Genomic DNA, 15,029 nt, shown 5'->3' with positions numbered 1-15,029 from the left:
CGTTCAAACTTTTCCTTAGCCATTGCTTAGGCGCCTTTTGACAATTGGGGGGTCTTGTCGGACCCGGGTTTCCTCTGCGCGCGCGGCTTATTTGGTTTGCGCGCAAAAATCAAGCGGTTCGTTCTTGACAAACGGGTTATTCGCCGACCTCAGGCGTGGCTGCAATGGCGGCGGACCCTGGCGTCGCATTGCCCTCTCGGTCAAACCAGCCGTTCTCCGCATGCTGCTCTGCCATCCAGATCTCGATCTCGCGCACGGCGTTGCGCGCCAGGCCCATCATCTGTTCCTCGCGGGTGCGGGAATTGCCCGAGCCCAGCAGGAAGCTTTCGCCCGAGGTGGTTTCAAACACGGTAAAGGTCTCTGGCTCGGCATTCAGTTTCTTGTTCTCCGCATCGTCCCAGACGGTCACCTTGACGGCCAGAACCGATTTGGGACTGAGGATCAGCGGCACCCCACCGGGCGCCACAAAGAACCCTTCGACACTGATCCCGAAATGATAGAGCTTTTCTCCCTCGTAGCGAGAGAACCGGGCGCCCACTTCATTGGTCAGCAGATCGACCCATTCCTGAGGCTCGACCGGGCGCGATCCCGGAACCTTCTGCACTTTGGGCGCCACAACGATATTGTGGCCGAGGCTGAACGCGCCCAGATCACGCAGGTCATCGTCGGGGGTCGGCGCGGTACAGGCCGTCACCAGAACTGTCAGGGCCACCAGGGCAAACGTGCGGATCATGAAGTCTCTCTTTTTCAGTCGGAACAAGAATTGGCAGCCAAGTCGGGGTATCAAGTCGGGTCGCCAGGTTGGGCCGTCAAGTGATAAACCGGGTCTTTGCCCGGGGTAAACCCGCACAACGGCGAACCCCCGCGCGGTTGCGCAGGGGCCACATGTTCAGACGGGGTCCGGGCAGGAAACTGCCGCTATTTGAATTTGTAGTCCTTGGGGAACCCATAGGGGGGGCGTTTGCCCACGCCGGCCCGTTTGCCAAGCCACTGGCCAAGGTCGGTCTCGTGGCGGGTTTTGCCGCCGCCCATTTCCCACTGCAGGCCCTCATCCCAATTGAAGGTGGTGACATCCGACAGGCCGCCATCCAGCTCCAACGCGCCCTGACGGCCCCGCGCCATCTGGTATTTCTGCAGCCGCACCCCCTTGCCACGGGTCAGCTCGGGCATTTCCTCGATCGAGAACACGAGGAATTTGCCGTTTTCCGACACCACGGCAACATGATCGCCCGTCACCGGGATACAGATCCGGGCCCGTTCATCGCCCTTGACGTTCAGCACCTGTTTGCCGCCACGGGTCTGGGCCACGATTTCCTTCTCGGCGCAGACAAACCCGTTGCCCGCATCCGACGCCACCAGAAGCCGCCCCTCGGGATTGTGGATGAAGAGGTCCACCAGCTCCACCTCGTTGGGCAGGTCCACCATCAGACGCAGCGGCTCTCCCATGCCGCGCCCACCGGGCAGGTTCGCCGCCGAAATCGTGTAGAAGCGCCCGTTGGAGCCAAACGCCAGCAGCCGGTCGGTGGTCTCAGCATGAAAAACGAACCGCGGCCCGTCGCCATCCTTGAATTTCAACTCGCGGGTCAGGTCGATATGGCCGGTCATCGCCCGGACCCAGCCCATCTGGCTGCAGACCACGGTAATCGGCTCACGGTCGATCATCGCCTCCAGCGGCACCTCCTCGACCTCGCCCGCCTCGGCAAAGCGGGTGCGTCGGGCGCCGCCCTCGTAATCCTTGCCGAATTGCTTCTTGGTGTCCCGGAGCTGTTCCGTGATCTTCTTCCACTGCAGGTCTTCCGATCCCAGCAGCTCCTCCAGCCCGGCGCGTTCCGCCCGCAGCGCATCCCGTTCGCGCACCAGCTCGATCTCTTCGAGCTTGCGCAGCGACCGCAGACGCATGTTGAGGATCGCTTCGGCCTGCACCTCTGACAGCTCACCGACACCGGCGGCCGGGGTCACATAATCCGCCTCGGTCAGGGCACGCCTGTGATCTATATCCCATTGTTCACGCATCAGCGCCGCCTTGGGATCCTCGTCATAGCGAATGATGTCAATCACCCGGTCGAGGTTCAAAAACGCGATGATGAACCCGTCGAGCACCTCCAACCGGTGATCGATCTTGGCCATCCGGTGCCGCGACCGGCGCCCCAGCACGTCGCGCCGGTGGTCCAGAAAGGCGCGCAGCACCTCTTTCATGGAACAGACCTTGGGCGTCACGCCGTCGATCAGCACGTTCATATTGAGCGAGAACCGCACTTCCAGATCGGAATTGCGATACATCATCCCCATCAGGACGTCCGGGTCCACATTCTTGGACTTGGGTTCCAGAATGATCCGGATATCCTCGGCGCTTTCATCGCGCACATCGGCAAGAATCGGCACCTTCTTGGTCTGGATCAGCTCCGCGATTTTTTCGATCAGCTTTGATTTCTGGACCTGATAGGGGATCTCGGTGACGACGATCTGCCACTGGCCCCGGCCCAGATCCTCCACCTCATGGGTGGCCCGCAGCCGGAACGACCCGCGCCCGGTGCGATAGGACTGGGCAATGCTCTCCGGTGGCTCGACGATCACGCCGCCGGTCGGAAAATCCGGACCCGGCACATATTGCAACAGCGTGTCATCCGCCGCATTCGGCGATTTGATCAGATGCACACAGGCGTCAATCAGCTCTGCAATGTTGTGGGGCGGGATATTTGTCGCCATCCCCACCGCAATGCCAGACGAGCCGTTGGCCAGAATATTGGGAAAGGTCGCAGGCAGAACCGCCGGCTCCTGCAGGCGACCGTCATAGTTGTCGCGAAAATCAACCGCATCCTCGGCCAGCCCGTCCAGCATCGCTTCGGCGATGAAGGTCATGCGCGCTTCGGTGTAGCGCGAGGCCGCCGGATTGTCGCCGTCGACGTTGCCGAAGTTGCCCTGCCCGTCCACCAGCGGGTAGCGGACGTTGAAATCCTGCGCCAGACGCGCCATCGCATCATAGATCGCAGCGTCTCCGTGGGGGTGGAAATCCCCCATCGTATCGCCCGAGATCTTTGCCGATTTCAGGAAGCCACCGGTCGAGGACAGACGCAGCCTGCTCATCGCGTAGAGAATGCGTCGGTGCACCGGCTTCAGCCCGTCACGGGCATCCGGCAGGGCACGGTGCATGATCGTGCTCAGCGCATAGGTCAGATACCGCTCACCAATCGCGCGGCGCAGCGGTTCCAGAATTTCGCCATTTTGCGGCGCGTCGGGGGGAGTGGGGTCATCTGCCATATCGGTCATGAAATCCTGATACTGTTCCCCTCGCCGGGCGGCAAGCGGCCTTCAACGGTTTTCAACAGATCAAAGGTACGTCGTGTCTGCCGTGCCCTTCTCGGAACGCCACATGCGGCCAGCAAATGGGTCTTTCGGGGGAGGATTGCGCCGGCTCTCCCCTCGGCGGGGCACCAGAATCGTGCAGTATTGGGCAACGAACAGGCGATTCCCGCGATTTTTTGCGGAACATTCACCCGACTCACGTGTTCTTTACGGGAATGGTGGATGCAACATGGAAGATACGGGCCCTCAGGCGGCGGGAAGCGTTGTTTTGCATTGGTGAGTGGTTCGGTGATATTTGAGGAGTGCGCGCAATGTCGCGGTTTTTGATTGTGTCTTTTGCTGGGTTGGCGCTCGGCTTCTATGAGCTTAGCGGCGGCGCCGATTTCACCCCGCCCGAGCCTCCGGTCGCTGCTGCCGACCTCGCCGAAGCCCGGGAAATTGCACCGCTGCCGCGCGACCGGATCATCGGAACGCCGGTTGAAACCACCTCGGCCACGCCGGTTCTGACCCGCTACGGCTCCTCTCCGATCACCGGGCTCACCCCGACAAGCGCGCCACAGCCGACCGCCACGGCCGAGGTGCCGACCCCGGCCGCAATCCGCGTCGCCCAGCCACAGTCGCCGACCTCGGCGGACACCGCACTGCTGACCTTCAAGGCGAATGGTCTGCAGATCGGCGCCCTCGAAGGCGGGCTGAGCGCCATTACGGCGGAACCGGCGACCACCCCCATTGTCAACCTCGCCACCCCCGAACCCAAGGGCGATGTCCGTCGCATTCGCGCGTCCCGGGCCAATATCCGCCTCGGCCCGAGCACCCAATTTCCGGTGATGACCCAGCTTTTGGCCGGCGATCAGGTCAGGGTTCTGAACGAAGATCCCTCCGGCTGGGCTTTGCTGGAAAATCCGCGCACCGGTGATGTCGGCTGGATTGCCGCTTCCCTGCTCAGCGCGAAAGGGTCATAACTCGGTTCCGGAGGCTTTCTCGGGGATCCAGATGACCAAGACACTTCTGATTACCGGCTGTTCGTCCGGCATCGGCCAGGCGGCCGCCCATCATATGCGGGCCTGCGGATGGCGCGTTTTCGCCTCCTGCCGCAGTCAGGCGGACTGCGACAAGATGCAGGCCGCAGGCTTTGATAGCCCCCGCATCGACTACAGCGACCCTGCAAGCATCCGCGACGGCCTCAAAGAGGTTCTGGCAGCCACCGGCGGGACCCTGGACGGGCTCTTCAACAATGGCGCACATGGGTTGCCCGGCGCGGTCGAGGATCTGCCGACCGAGGGTCTGCGCGAGATTTTCGAGGTCAATTTCTTTGGCTGGCATGAGCTGACCCGGCAGGTCATCCCGGTCATGCGGGCGCAGGGTCACGGGCGCATCGTGCAGAATTCCTCGGTGCTGGGGCTGGTATCCTACCCGTGGCGCGGGGCCTACGCCGCCACCAAATTCGCCCTCGAAGGGCTCACCGATACGCTGCGGCTGGAACTCAGCGGCACAGGCATCCATGTCAGCCTGATCGAACCGGGGCCGGTGACATCGAATATCCGACAAAACTCCATTCCCCACTTTGAGAAACACATCGACTGGCAATCCTCCCCGCTTCGCGCCCTCTATCAGGACAGCCTGCTGAAGCGGCTCTATGCCTCAAACGGCCCGGACCCCTTTGAACTTCCGCCCTCGGCCGTGGCACAAAAACTTGCCCACGCGCTGCAATCAAAGCGCCCCCGCCCTCGCTATTACGTCACCACTCCGACCTATATCGCAGGCACCCTGCGCCGAATTCTCGGCACCCGGACAATTGACCGCATTCTCCTGCGCTATAGATAGACGCATCACGGCCCGAACAGCCGCAGCACATGCGCGCCGCAGGTGGCAGCACAACAAAGGACCAGACAGACGATGGGCTCTCCACTCTATATATTGGGCATTCTCGCCATGGCCGCGGTGGTCGCGGCGCTGGCAATCGGCATCGGCGGCTTTGGTGTCGGCGGCGATTTCAACCGCAGGAACGGCAACAAGATGATGCGGTTGCGCATTTTCTTCCAATTCCTCGCCGTCGTGCTGATGGTGGCCTTTGTCTATTTCTCGGGAGGAGGAAATTAACCCATGGTGGTCCTGAACAAGATCTACACCCGCACCGGCGACAAGGGCGACACGGCGCTTGGCAATGGCACGCGGGTGGCGAAACATTCCGCCCGCGTCACGGCCTATGGCACCTCGGACGAGCTGAACGCACAGGTGGGCGTTGCCCGGCTGGCGGCGAGCGGAGATATGGATGCGGCCCTGGCCCGGATCCAGAACGATCTGTTTGATCTGGGTGCCGACCTCTGCCGTCCGGACATGCATCTGGACGCCGAAGCCGAATATCCGCCGCTGCGCATCTCCCCGAGCCACGTGGATCGGCTCGAGGCCGAGATTGACGCCATGAACAAGGATCTGAAGCCCCTGCGCAGCTTCGTTTTGCCCGGAGGCGGCGCATTGGCGGCGCATCTGCACGTCTGCCGGACGGTGGCGCGCCGTGCCGAGCGGCTCACGACGGAGCTGGCCACGGTGGAAGACGTGAACGAAGCGGTTCTGATCTACCTCAACCGGCTATCCGATTGGTTTTTCGTCGCCTCCCGCGTCGCCAATGACGGCGGCAGGGACGATGTGCTCTGGGTTCCGGGGGCCAATCTCTGAGCGACCGATGCGGTGCAACGACCAGACGATTCGTCAATGTTTCCGCAAACATCCACCTCATTGACGCAGGCCGACGCGTTTCAGGGTGCTGTTTCAGCGGCAGATACCGAAAAGTTCCGCAACGAAAAACAACGCTCTTTTCGCAAACGCGACGTCCCGGAGCCAAAACGTGACGATTTTACTCTGTTGCCGCTCTCATCGAGCCGGTATCAACACCCCGAGAGCACTCATGGGGCCCGCGCGGGCGGGACCCGATTGTTAAGGAGAAACGTCAAATGAAGGTACTCGTACCTGTCAAACGCGTGATTGACTACAACGTGAAGGTTCGCGTGAATGCGGACGGCAGCGGTGTTGATCTCGCCAACGTTAAAATGTCGATGAACCCATTCGACGAGATTGCCGTCGAACAGGCCATCCGCCTCAAGGAAGCGGGTAAGGCGGAAGAGGTCATCGCCGTCTCCATCGGCGTTGAAAAAGCTCAGGAAACCCTGCGCACCGCGCTGGCCATGGGTGCCGACCGCGCGATTTTGGTCGTCGCTGCCGACGATGTCCACACCGACATCGAGCCGCTCGCGGTTGCCAAGATCCTTGCCAAGGTCGTCGAAGAAGAACAGCCCGGCCTCGTGCTGGCTGGCAAGCAGGCGATCGACAATGACATGAACGCCACCGGCCAGATGCTGTCGGCTCTGCTTGGCTGGTCCCAGGCGACCTTTGCCTCCGAGCTGGATATCGAAGGCGACACCGCGAAGGTCACGCGCGAGGTAGACGGCGGCCTGCAGACGATTTCGGTCAAAATGCCAACCATCGTCACCGTCGACCTGCGCCTGAACGAGCCACGCTACGCATCGCTGCCGAACATCATGAAGGCAAAGAAGAAACCGCTCGATAAAAAGACCGCCGCCGATTACGGCGTCGACGTCACGCCACGGCTGACCGTGGTCGAAACCAAAGAGCCCGATGCCCGCGCCGCCGGCATCATTGTCGGATCCGTGGACGAGCTGGTTGCGAAACTCAAAGAAGTGGGGGCTGTATAATGGCTGTTCTTCTCCTTGCCGAAGTCACCAATGGTGAGCTGGCCTTCGACGCCACCGCCAAGGCCATCTCTGCCGCTCAACCTTTGGGCGATGTGACCGTTCTCTGCGCCGGTGCCTCTGCTGCTGCGGCGGGTGAGGCCGCTGCCAAGATCGCCGGAGTGACCAAGGTCCTGGTTGCCGAGGATGAAAGCCTCGGGCACCGTCTGGCGGAACCGACCGCTGCCCTGATCGTCTCGCTGGCATCAGACTACAGCCACATCGTGGCGCCTGCGACCACCGATGCCAAGAACATCCTGCCCCGCGTGGCAGCCCTTCTGGATGTCATGGTCCTCTCCGATGTGACCGCAGTGGTTGACGCCGATACCTTCGAACGTCCGATCTATGCCGGCAATGCAATCCAGGTCGTCAAATCCGCCGACGCGACAAAAGTGATCTCCTTCCGGACATCCACGTTTGACGCGGCGGGCGAAGGCGGCTCGGCCGCTGTCGACAGCATCGGTGCCGTTGACAATCCCGGTCTGTCCTCCTGGGTCGAGGATAAAGTTGCCGAGAGCGACCGCCCGGAGCTGACCTCTGCGGGTGTGGTTGTGTCCGGTGGCCGTGGTGTCGGTTCCGAAGAGGATTTCAAAATCATCGAAGCGCTGGCGGACAAGCTGGGCGCGGCGGTTGGGGCCTCCCGTGCCGCCGTCGATTCCGGGTTTGCTCCGAATGACTGGCAGGTGGGTCAGACCGGCAAGGTCGTGGCGCCGAACCTCTATGTCGCGGTTGGCATCTCCGGTGCGATCCAGCACCTCGCCGGGATGAAAGACTCCAAGATCATCGTCGCGATCAACAAGGACGAAGAAGCGCCGATCTTCCAGGTTGCCGACTTTGGTCTGGTCGCGGATCTGTTCCAGGCCGTGCCCGAGCTGACCGAGAAACTCGGCTGATCCCGAAAGGGCTCGGACCGTTTGAAATCGAGAAAGGTCCCCGCGCTGCGTGGGCCTTTTTTCCGTCCGGCGCCGTATACCTCCGACCCGTTTTACGTTTGGCTCATTCTACGTCTGGCCCGGTTTACGTCTGCCCATTTTCTTCTGACCCATTTCCTGGCCCATAGTCGCTACGCGACGAGGCGCTGGCGCGGCGGCCAGAGGGCGCCCCCGCAAGCGCACGCGGGGCCTCCGCCAGGCGGCGAGGCAGTACGAGGAGATTGTGCGAGACTGACTGAGCGCGCGGGGGAAGAGGCCGGGCGTCAGGCCGCAGCCATGAATTTCAGCAATCGCGCCGCCACCGCATCCGCGATCCGGTCGTGTTCCTTGGGCCCCAGCATGAGCCGGGCTGTGGGCAGCTCCATCGGACCGAAAATCATGCCCGTGATGTCCTCTGCCTGTTCCGCAGTCGACACTTCCAGTTCGATCACACCCGCAACGCGCGGCCGCAGCCCGTCGATCATGGCCTCGGTCACCAGCGTTGGCGAAGCCCCGAGCGAGACCGCCGTGCCAACGTCGTATCGCAACCACAAAAGCACCACACGCCCGTCCAACGCAGCGATCAGACGGGTCATGCGTGTGGACCAGGTGGCCTGAAGATCCCTCCGCAGACGGTCGAACCGCTCGCCCGACACCGCCCGCAGGGAGTTCAGCAAATGTTTGTTGAAATGAAAGTCGGTGAAATCGACCTCGGGAAACAGGTGAGACAAAGCATCATAGGCCCGAAGGAACCGGTCATTCCGGCGCGGATGGACCTTGTAGAAACTATTGGTCAGGTTTTGCGCCCCCATTACCTGCAATACCGTCAGCTCCCCTCGTGCGGCGATCTCCAGCAGGGAATCGTCCTGCAGGAATGTATCCACCCCCGCATTGACTCCACCCAGATTGATGCAGGAAAGCCCAACCTGATTTTCCGCACCTTGCGGAAAGGGCCGCTCGACAAAGCGGCCAAACACTTCGGTACTTCCCATGAAACTGATATAGGGATCCCGTAATTCGCGAGCAGGTCCCCGGACCCGTAGCCTGGAATCGCCGTAGCTGCACAGCTCGCCGACAAATGCGTCGACGCTTTTGAGTTCATAACTCATTTCTTCCACCACTTTTTCACCCAAGTGCCATATTGGCGTCGGAATCTTTCCAAACTGCTAATCAGCAATTTTGCTGAAAACTCCTCCTATCGGCTTGTTTCTGCGACCGCGAAGCCGGTAGTATCCCGCCGCAGGCACAATGAAAGGCCAACCATCATGGACGTGAAACAAGTCGGGGTAATCGGTGCAGGTCAGATGGGGAACGGGATTGCCCACGTCATGGCACTGTCCGGATTCCATGTTGTTCTCAATGACATAAGTCAGCAATCTCTCGACAACGCGCTGTCTCTGATTGAAAAAAACCTTGTCCGTCAGGCCAGCCGGGGCAAGATTTCGGACGACGAAGTGACCGCCGCCATGGGGCGGATTTCGACCACCCTGTCCCTGGCTGATGTGGGCAAAACCGACCTAGTGATCGAAGCGGCCACCGAACGTGAAACCGTAAAACAAGCAATTTTTGAGGATTTGCTGCCTCACCTGCAGCCCCATACGATTCTCACGTCGAATACCTCGTCGATTTCCATCACCAGGCTGGCCAGCCGCACCGACAGGCCCGAGCGGTTCATGGGGTTCCACTTCATGAATCCCGTGCCCGTGATGCAATTGGTCGAGCTGATCCGGGGCATTGCCACCGACGAGGACACATTCAAGACCTGTCAGGCCGTGGTGGAAAAACTTGGCAAGACATCCGCCAGCGCCGAAGATTTCCCCGCCTTCATCGTCAATCGCATCCTGATGCCCATGATCAACGAGGCCGTCTACACCCTCTATGAAGGCGTCGGCTCCGTGCGGTCCATCGACGAGTCGATGAAACTTGGCGCCAATCACCCCATGGGCCCGCTGGAACTGGCCGATTTCATTGGCCTCGACACCTGTCTGGCAATCATGAACGTCTTGCATGACGGGTTGGCGGATACCAAATACCGTCCCTGCCCGCTGCTGACCAAATATGTCGAGGCCGGCTGGCTGGGACGCAAGACGCAACGGGGTTTTTACGACTACCGCGGCGACGAGCCGATCCCAACCCGCTAGGCGAACCGGCCTTGAAGCCCTCCTGCGCATCCGCCTGAAACGGCTCCCGCAGGCGGGGCGCCCCTTCCCAGCGGGCCTTACCCATCTGTGGGTCTAGAGACGGTCGGTCTCAACCGTGGCTCTGAGCGATGTCTGATCGGTGGGTCTCAGCTGTCGCTCTTGTCGCTCTCGACCGCGCATCTCAGCGGTCAGACTTGCCAAGTCCCAGAGTATACTCGCGAAGCCAAGCCATAAACCCGCGGGGATCCGTGTGCAGCCGTTCCATCTGCTCCGCGGTCAGCGGGTGCCCCACGACTGGGTTCTGCGGTTTGTTGCAGGAGCGCACGATCTCATGCAGCAACAACCCCTGACGCAGGATTGGCGATACGCGGCAGGCGATCTGATAGGCGCGCGAATTGCGGCCCGGAAAGAACATCGGCACCACCTGCGCGCCGGATCGGCGGATCAGCTGCGCGGTAAAGACGTTCCACTCCCGCTCCACCGGCGAGCCGAACCAGCTGTCGGATGACATCACCACGCCTGAGGGGAACAAGGCCACGACCCCCCCCTCCTTCAGATGCGCCATCGCTTTTGCCCGCATTTCCACCATCTTGCGCTGAGCGTCGGGATCATGCGGAAACGGAACCGGGATCATGAAGGAGGTCGCCGCCTCATCCAGCCCGGTCAGGACCGAGCGCGTCAGGATCCGGTAATCAAGCCGACGCCGCCCGATCAGGTCGGCAAAAATCATCCCGTCCACCATGCCGTGCGGGTGATTTGCCACCACCACGACCGGTCCTGTTTCGGGAATACGGTTGATTTGCTCTTCGGGGGTCTGCAGCTTAATGCCCATCACGTCCAGGGCGCCGCGCCAGAATTTATTGCCACGGTGATCGGCATTCGTTTTCTCGAATTTGGCCACCATCCGCAGAATCGTGAACTTGCCCGTGAGCCATTCCAGGGTCCGGATCGCCAGAGAGGTCCAGCGGTCGTCAAAGGAATTGGCATAGGTCAGGGTTCGGCGATCATAAACCTCGCCCGTCGACGGCGTCTGCGACGCGCGCGGCGTGAGACCCGAATTGTTGTTATGCGCGGTGTCTGCCACTTTCACCCGTCCCGTTTTTCTGGACCGTTCCGACAGACTAGTAGCCTTCGCCGAATTTGTCAGCCACCAAGGCTTCTACGGCTAAGGCCAGCGCATCAGCGTCTGGTCCCGAGGTCTCGACGTCAATAGTCGTTCCTTTGGAGGCTGCCAACATCAAAAGCCCCATAATACTGTCGCCAGAGGCCGACATGCCATCCTTGATGACTTCGGCGCTGGCATCGAAGCCTTCAACCACTTCGACCAATTTGGCAGAAGCGCGGGCATGAAGCCCCTTTTCATTGATTATCTTGAGTGATTTTCGAGCCATCTATTCTGCCGCATCCCCTTCAGGGTTCACATTTTGGGAATTAATATACTTTCGCCCGGCCTCCATGGCGTGGCGCACTGCGTCAGCGACCAGAAGGTGGCGGGACTTTGCCAATTTGATCAACAACGGAAGATTGGCGCCATACAGGATCCGCCGATTGGCCGGCGCACAGGCGCGCAGACTCAGATTCGACGGGCTGCCCCCGAACAAGTCGGTCACCACGACAACACCATCGCCAATATCCACCTGATCAGCGGCGGCGCAGATTTCGTCCTGTTTGGCGTCACGGTCGTCTTCAGGGCCAATGGCGATTGCCATCAGCGCGGGCTGCGGCCCGACGACATGTTCGACGGCGGCCAGATATTCCTTGGCCAGCCCTCCGTGTGCAACGATCACAATCCCGATCAAGCGGTTCTCTCACTTCAATTGCTGGCCAGGCAGCTCGCGGTGCCTAATTGACACCTGCTGCCCCTCGCGCGCAAGGGCCTTTGCGAGAGTTTCCGCCAGAGTGACCGAACGATGCTGGCCGCCGGTACAGCCAAAAGCGATGGAAAAGTGGGATTTTCCCTCCGCCCGATAGGCCGGAAGCAGCGATAGGGTCAGGTCAAGAACACGGTCGAAGAAGCCCTGAAACTTTGCGTCCCCCAGCACATAGTCCTGCACCTGCCTTTCGCGCCCGTCAAAGGCGCGCAGCTCCGGCACCCAATAGGGATTGGCCAGGAAGCGGCAGTCAAACACCATATCCACATTTCTCGGAATGCCGCGTTTGTAGGAAAAGCTGTGCAGCGCCACTGCCAGCGTCCGCCCCGCCGGCGCGAAGATACGCTCCACCTCGGCGCGCAGCTGATGCACGTTCAGCTCGGTGGTGTCGATCACAATATCCGCCTGCTCCCGCACCGGCTGCATGAGGTCCAATTCCCGCGTCACCCCCACCTCGGGGCTTTCGGCAGGCGACAGCGGGTGACGGCGACGGGTTTCGGAGAAGCGACGCAACAAGACCTCGGGTTCGGCATCCAGATACAGAACCGTGGTGGCAAAGGACTGACGGGAGGTCAGCATGTCGATCACATCCAGCAGAGCCTCGGTCGAGAAATCCCGGTTGCGAGGATCCAGACCGAGCACCATCGGCCGGTCCGCGCCCCCCGCATCCACCAGCCCCGGCACCAGCCGCAGCGGCAGATTGTCGATGGCCTCGAAATTCATGTCCTCCAGAACATTGATGGCCGTGGTGCGCCCGGCGCCCGACGGACCTGTCACCAGCACCAATGGCGGCCGGGCCGTGGAATCCGGCGCGACGGTCTCGAGACTGCTGTGAACCTCAGTCGGGGTCAATCGCTCCGCCTTTCAGATATTGGATCAGGGCCGCCGGAAAATACGGGCTGTCCACGCGGTTCAGTTTGGGCAGGACAATTCCCAGCAGGTCCTCGTCTAGGTGGCGCGGCAGCCGTTCGGTTTCAACCACTTGCATATCAACAATGACGCAGAGTTGTACCTCCGCCACCGGCACCGCGCGCAACAGCCCCACACCGCGCGCCTCGATCAGGCCGGAAATCGCCGCAGGCGCCTGTGCCCACAGGCTCTGGCGCCTGGCCCGCACCTCGGTACGGTCATCTGCGACCAGCCGGGCACCGCGCGCCATCAACTCCAGAGCCAGAGCGGATTTCCCGCTGCCGGAGGGACCGCACAGGAGGATGCCACGGCCATCGTAAGCCACGCAACTCGCGTGCAGAATCAGCGGGCTATCAGGATCGCGCTCCGGTGGTCCTGACATTGAACGGTCAGACCGGCAGGCCGACCACGAAACGCGCCCCCAGAGGTTCCGAGGTCAGATCCGCTTCGGTCGGGCGGATGTTTTCCGCCCAGATCACACCGCCATGCGCCTCGACGATCTGCTTGGAGATCGCCAGCCCCAGACCGGAGTTGTTGCCGAAATGCTCGTCCGGTCGTTGCGAATAGAACCGGTTGAAGATCTTCGCCAGCGCCTGCTCGGGAATTCCCGGCCCGGTGTCCTCGACCACGACCAGCACCCGGTTGTCCCGGCGCCGCGCCCAGACCCGGATAGCGTCACCCTCTTCGCAAAAGGAGATCGCATTGGTGATCAGATTGACAAAGACCTGCGCCAGGCGCGCCTCCAGCCCGCGAATCATGATCGGTTCGTTGGGGAGTTCAGTGATGTAGTCGATGGCCTGACTGCGCGCATCTTCCCCCAGATATTGGTTGAGATTGCCCAGCATGTTCAGCAGGTCAAAGTCCTCCTCGTCCTCCTTGACCAGCTCCGCATCCAGCCGCGACGCATTGGAGATGTCGCTCACCAGCCGGTCAAGACGACGCACATCATGTTCGATCACTTCCATCAGCTTCTCCCGCTGGTCCTCCCGGTGAACCATCCGCAAGGTGCCGACTGCAGATTGCAGACTCGCGAGAGGGTTCTTGATCTCATGTGCCACATCAGCTGCAAATTGTTCGTTACTATCGATACGATTATATAGCGCTTTGACCATCCCCCGCAGCGCGCGGCTCAGACGGCCGATTTCATCCGGACGCGCAGAGAGGTCGGGAATACGAATGCGTCCCGGCTTCACATGATCCGCATCCCGGTCACGGCCCAGCTCGGCCGCCTCCGCCAGATCAGCCAGCGGATTGGCAATTGTCGATGCCAGAACCAGGCTGAGCCCGACCGAGACCAACAAAGCCACCACAAACATCTGCAGAACCCGCTCCCGTTCGGCCCGCACCAAAGTATCGATTTCGCCCGTGGCCGAGGTCATGACCAACACACCCACGGCAGCGCCCTGGTTCAGGATCGGCGTTGCTGCCGCGTAAACGGTGCCGCCTGCGGTGTCCGGAACCGCTGCGACCTGCGTCCCCTCGCTGAGCGCACGCAGGCTCAGGTCGGTCAGCTGATCGTCGCTGACCTCGATCACATCCGGGCGTGTACTGTCGCGACTGCCGCCGCCGACTGCGGCCATGATCGCCGCAAGCGTATCGGTAATCAGGGTCCGGCCCTGATCGTTTTCGTTCAGCCGGTTGAGCGCATCCGCACGCACCACGCCGCGCTGGGTCGCGACGAGGCCCTGCGCGGTGTCATCGTAGATGAAAACCTCAACCCCGCCGCGCAGCGACAGGCGCTGTAGCGTTTTCGGGACATCGATACCGGTCCCGGTGGCAAGGCTCACCGACTCGCCCGCAGGCAGCTGCGCCTCGAACACATCGGCGGCCAGCATCGCCTCCGACACCAGCGTGCCAAGGCGTTGATACACCAGACTTTGCCGCGCGGAATTAAGGTAGAGAATGCCCGACACCAGAATGATCAGGGCGATCAGATTGAAGGTTATGATCTTGCGTGTGAGCGGTGAGCCATGCAGCGAGAACAACCCCCGCCGCGCCCGCCTGGCCCGCATTTCCCGTCCGACGGTCTGTTCCGGCGCAACCCAGTCGTCGCCCAGAACGACATCCCCGTCCCGGCGTCCATCCTGATCCGTCTGCCGGTAAACATCCGTCATACCTGTATCGCGCATGCGCGCCAGTCTCCGCTGA

The 15,029-nt window shown here is 61.4% G+C and carries 16 protein-coding genes; 7 read left to right on the top strand and 9 right to left on the bottom strand.

Annotation, left to right across the window (positions count from 1 at the left end; all coding sequences use genetic code 11):
• Positions 1–136 precede the first annotated feature (136 nt).
• Together FGE21_RS15255 and parC are read right to left on the bottom strand one after the other, a co-directional pair.
• Positions 137–733 (bottom strand): hypothetical protein, encoded by a 597-nt coding sequence (locus FGE21_RS15255; RefSeq protein ID WP_139664285.1) that lies wholly within the window; start codon positions 731–733, stop codon positions 137–139.
• A 185-nt stretch (positions 734–918) separates the two neighbouring features.
• The gene (parC, locus tag FGE21_RS15250; protein WP_139664284.1) at positions 919–3,267 is read right to left on the bottom strand and encodes a DNA topoisomerase IV subunit A; all 2,349 of its coding nucleotides are present in this window, start codon (positions 3,265–3,267) and stop codon (positions 919–921) included.
• Positions 3,268–3,614: 347 nt separating this feature from the next.
• Here parC and FGE21_RS15245 point away from each other — a divergent pair, with 347 nt between their 5' ends.
• From FGE21_RS15245 to FGE21_RS15220, 6 genes are all read left to right on the top strand, one after another.
• Complete coding sequence (locus FGE21_RS15245; RefSeq protein ID WP_139664283.1) at positions 3,615–4,265, top strand: SH3 domain-containing protein; 651 nt, start codon at positions 3,615–3,617, stop codon at positions 4,263–4,265.
• Positions 4,266–4,296: 31 nt separating this feature from the next.
• Complete coding sequence (locus FGE21_RS15240) at positions 4,297–5,127, top strand: SDR family NAD(P)-dependent oxidoreductase (protein WP_139664282.1); 831 nt, start codon at positions 4,297–4,299, stop codon at positions 5,125–5,127.
• A 72-nt stretch (positions 5,128–5,199) separates the two neighbouring features.
• The gene (locus FGE21_RS15235; protein WP_139664281.1) at positions 5,200–5,403 is read left to right on the top strand and encodes a twin transmembrane helix small protein; all 204 of its coding nucleotides are present in this window, start codon (positions 5,200–5,202) and stop codon (positions 5,401–5,403) included.
• Positions 5,404–5,406: 3 nt separating this feature from the next.
• The gene (locus FGE21_RS15230) at positions 5,407–5,979 is read left to right on the top strand and encodes a cob(I)yrinic acid a,c-diamide adenosyltransferase (RefSeq protein WP_139664280.1); all 573 of its coding nucleotides are present in this window, start codon (positions 5,407–5,409) and stop codon (positions 5,977–5,979) included.
• A 275-nt stretch (positions 5,980–6,254) separates the two neighbouring features.
• A complete protein-coding gene (locus tag FGE21_RS15225; RefSeq protein ID WP_139664279.1) occupies positions 6,255–7,013 on the top strand; it encodes an electron transfer flavoprotein subunit beta/FixA family protein in 759 nt (252 codons plus the stop codon).
• On the top strand, positions 7,013–7,942 hold the full coding sequence (locus FGE21_RS15220; RefSeq protein ID WP_139664278.1) for an electron transfer flavoprotein subunit alpha/FixB family protein: 930 nt from the start codon (positions 7,013–7,015) through the stop codon (positions 7,940–7,942). The genes FGE21_RS15225 and FGE21_RS15220 overlap by 1 nt, the downstream gene beginning before the upstream one ends.
• 302 nt (positions 7,943–8,244) lie before the next feature.
• Here the strand turns inward: FGE21_RS15220 and FGE21_RS15215 are convergent, their stop codons facing one another.
• Positions 8,245–9,069, bottom strand: a complete 825-nt coding sequence (locus tag FGE21_RS15215; RefSeq protein WP_176695455.1) for a DUF6473 family protein — start codon at positions 9,067–9,069, stop codon at positions 8,245–8,247.
• Positions 9,070–9,225: 156 nt separating this feature from the next.
• Here FGE21_RS15215 and FGE21_RS15210 point away from each other — a divergent pair, with 156 nt between their 5' ends.
• Positions 9,226–10,101 (top strand): 3-hydroxybutyryl-CoA dehydrogenase, encoded by an 876-nt coding sequence (locus FGE21_RS15210; protein ID WP_139664276.1) that lies wholly within the window; start codon positions 9,226–9,228, stop codon positions 10,099–10,101.
• Between the two features lie 181 nt (positions 10,102–10,282).
• On the opposite strand, the gene FGE21_RS15205 is transcribed toward FGE21_RS15210, so the two are convergent.
• The 6 genes from FGE21_RS15205 to FGE21_RS15180 are packed head-to-tail and all read right to left on the bottom strand — an operon-like array spanning position 10,283 to position 15,010.
• Positions 10,283–11,185 (bottom strand): lysophospholipid acyltransferase family protein, encoded by a 903-nt coding sequence (locus FGE21_RS15205; protein WP_176695454.1) that lies wholly within the window; start codon positions 11,183–11,185, stop codon positions 10,283–10,285.
• Between the two features lie 37 nt (positions 11,186–11,222).
• Positions 11,223–11,492 carry an HPr family phosphocarrier protein gene (locus FGE21_RS15200; RefSeq protein WP_139664274.1) on the bottom strand — a complete coding sequence of 90 codons (270 nt, stop codon included), beginning with the start codon at positions 11,490–11,492 and terminating at the stop codon, positions 11,223–11,225.
• The gene (locus FGE21_RS15195) at positions 11,493–11,900 is read right to left on the bottom strand and encodes a PTS sugar transporter subunit IIA (RefSeq protein ID WP_139664273.1); all 408 of its coding nucleotides are present in this window, start codon (positions 11,898–11,900) and stop codon (positions 11,493–11,495) included. It lies immediately after the preceding gene.
• Positions 11,901–11,909: 9 nt separating this feature from the next.
• Positions 11,910–12,824 (bottom strand): RNase adapter RapZ, encoded by a 915-nt coding sequence (gene rapZ / locus FGE21_RS15190; RefSeq protein WP_139664272.1) that lies wholly within the window; start codon positions 12,822–12,824, stop codon positions 11,910–11,912.
• A complete protein-coding gene (locus FGE21_RS15185; protein ID WP_139664271.1) occupies positions 12,811–13,263 on the bottom strand; it encodes an HPr kinase/phosphorylase in 453 nt (150 codons plus the stop codon). The genes rapZ and FGE21_RS15185 overlap by 14 nt, the downstream gene beginning before the upstream one ends.
• A 7-nt stretch (positions 13,264–13,270) precedes the next feature.
• On the bottom strand, positions 13,271–15,010 hold the full coding sequence (locus tag FGE21_RS15180; protein WP_139664270.1) for a sensor histidine kinase: 1,740 nt from the start codon (positions 15,008–15,010) through the stop codon (positions 13,271–13,273).
• Positions 15,011–15,029: the final 19 nt, after the last annotated feature.

The organism is Phaeobacter sp. B1627 (assembly GCF_006265095.1).
Lineage (GTDB): Bacteria > Pseudomonadota > Alphaproteobacteria > Rhodobacterales > Rhodobacteraceae > Epibacterium.
The sequence above is the reverse complement of the archived record's forward strand: the minus strand, read 5'-3'. Positions and strand labels throughout refer to the sequence as shown.